The 1,639-nt window shown below is 66.3% G+C and carries 2 protein-coding genes; both read left to right on the top strand.

All coding sequences use genetic code 11. From position 1 onward, the window contains the following. The coding region (locus WCB02_RS02325; RefSeq protein WP_423955939.1) for a threonine dehydratase at positions 1–952 on the top strand (952 nt) is incomplete at its 5' end. A 38-nt stretch (positions 953–990) separates the two neighbouring features. Continuing rightward, positions 991–1,548: an acetolactate synthase small subunit gene (gene ilvN, locus WCB02_RS02320; protein WP_423955941.1), complete on the top strand. Its 558-nt coding sequence runs from the start codon at positions 991–993 to the stop codon at positions 1,546–1,548. The last annotated feature ends 91 nt before the right edge of the window (positions 1,549–1,639 follow it).

Raw genomic sequence — 1,639 nt, 5'->3', positions numbered from 1 at the left:
CCGAGCGCACGAGATCGTGCTCGGCGCGCTCAGCCCGACGCCAGCGCTTGCGTGGCCGCTCCTCGCCGAGCGGCTCGGCGCGGATGTCGTCGTCAAGCATGAGAACCATTTGCCGACCGGCGCATTCAAAGTGCGCGGCGGGCTCACTTACGTCGATGCGCTGATTAAGCGCGAGCCGGCGGCGCGAGGGCTCATTTCGGCGACCCGCGGCAACCATGGCCAGAGCCTCGCCTTCGCCGGGCGGCGCGCCGGTCTCAAGGTGACGATCCTCGCGCCGGAAGGCAATTCTCGCGAGAAGAACGCCGCCATGCGCGCTCTCGGCGCCGAACTGATCGAATTCGGGCATGATTTTCAGGCGGCGCGCGAAGAGGTGGCGGGGCGGGCGGAGAAAGGCGGCCTCAATGCCGTGCCCTCCTTTCATCGTGATCTCGCCGTTGGCGTCTCGACCTATGCGCTCGAGCTCCTGAGCGAGCGCTCCGATCTCGACGTTCTCTATGTCCCGATCGGCCAGGGGTCGGGAATCTGTGGCGCCATCGCGGCGCGCGACGCGCTTGGGCTTAAGACCGACATCGTCGGCGTCCAGTCGACGGAAGCGCCGGCTTATGCGCTTTCGTTCGCCGCCGGCCATGCGGTTCGCACCAACAGCGCTGATACCCGCGCCGACGGCATGGCGACCCGCATTCCCGACGAGGAGGCGCTTGCCGTGATCACCAATGGCGCGGCGCGGATCACGCTGGTCAGCGACGACGAGATCGCCGTCGCCATCCACGCTTATTGGACCGATACGCACAACCTTGCCGAGGGCGCGGGCGCGGCGGCGCTCGCCGCGGCGATGAAGGAGCGATCGCGTCTCAAGGGACGCAAGGTCGGGCTCGTATTGTCGGGGGGCAACATCGACTTCGACTTCTTTCGGCGATGGGTCATGGCCGAGCCTAAAGCGGCCGCCGCATGAAACCTGACGCCGTCCCGGGAGCAAAGGACATGAATGTGATGAGCAAGACCTCTGCCGCCCAGCCGCTGTCGCCCTATTCATCGGCGACCGCGAAAGCCAAGATCGAGACCCACACCCTCTCCGTGTTGGTAGACAACGAGCCCGGCGTGCTGGCGCGGGTGGTCGGCATGTTCTCGGGCCGCGGCTATAACATCGAGAGCCTGACGGTCGCCGAGGTCGCGCACGAGACCCATCTCTCGCGCATCACCATCGTCACCTCCGGCACGGCCGAGACCATCGAGCAGATTCGCCATCAACTCGAGCGTCTGGTTCCGGTCCATTCGGTGAAGGACCTCACCTTGACGGTGCGTGCGATCGAGCGTGAGCTCGCGATGATCAAGGTCAGGGGCAAGGGGGAGAACCGGGTCGAGGCAATGCGCCTCGCTGACGCTTTCCGCGCCAAAGTCATCGACGCGACGACCGAGAGCTTCATCTTCGAACTGACCGGCGCGCCGCGCAAGATCGACGATTTCGTCGAGCTCATGCGTCCGATCGGGCTGGTCGAGGTTTCGCGCACCGGAGTAGCCGCGATCTCGCGCGGGCCGGAGCCGATCTGAACCCAATTATTCGGTCCGTCCGCCTCAACATCCCGCTTGCCGCGCCGCCCGCGCCAGCCCACATCGACGCGTGGCGAGCGAAGCGGAGGGC

It is taken from the genome of Bradyrhizobium sp., assembly GCF_049581145.1.
In the GTDB taxonomy this organism is placed as follows: domain Bacteria; phylum Pseudomonadota; class Alphaproteobacteria; order Rhizobiales; family Xanthobacteraceae; genus Bradyrhizobium.
Note: the sequence above shows the minus strand (reverse complement) of the source record. Positions and strands in the feature narration are given on the sequence as shown.

Bases quoted from the DNA above. Each gene is read 5' to 3' on its own strand.
- ilvN (WP_423955941.1), top strand. From the start codon at position 991: ATGAGCAAGACCTCTGCCGCCCAGCCGCTGTCGCCCTATTCATCGGCG.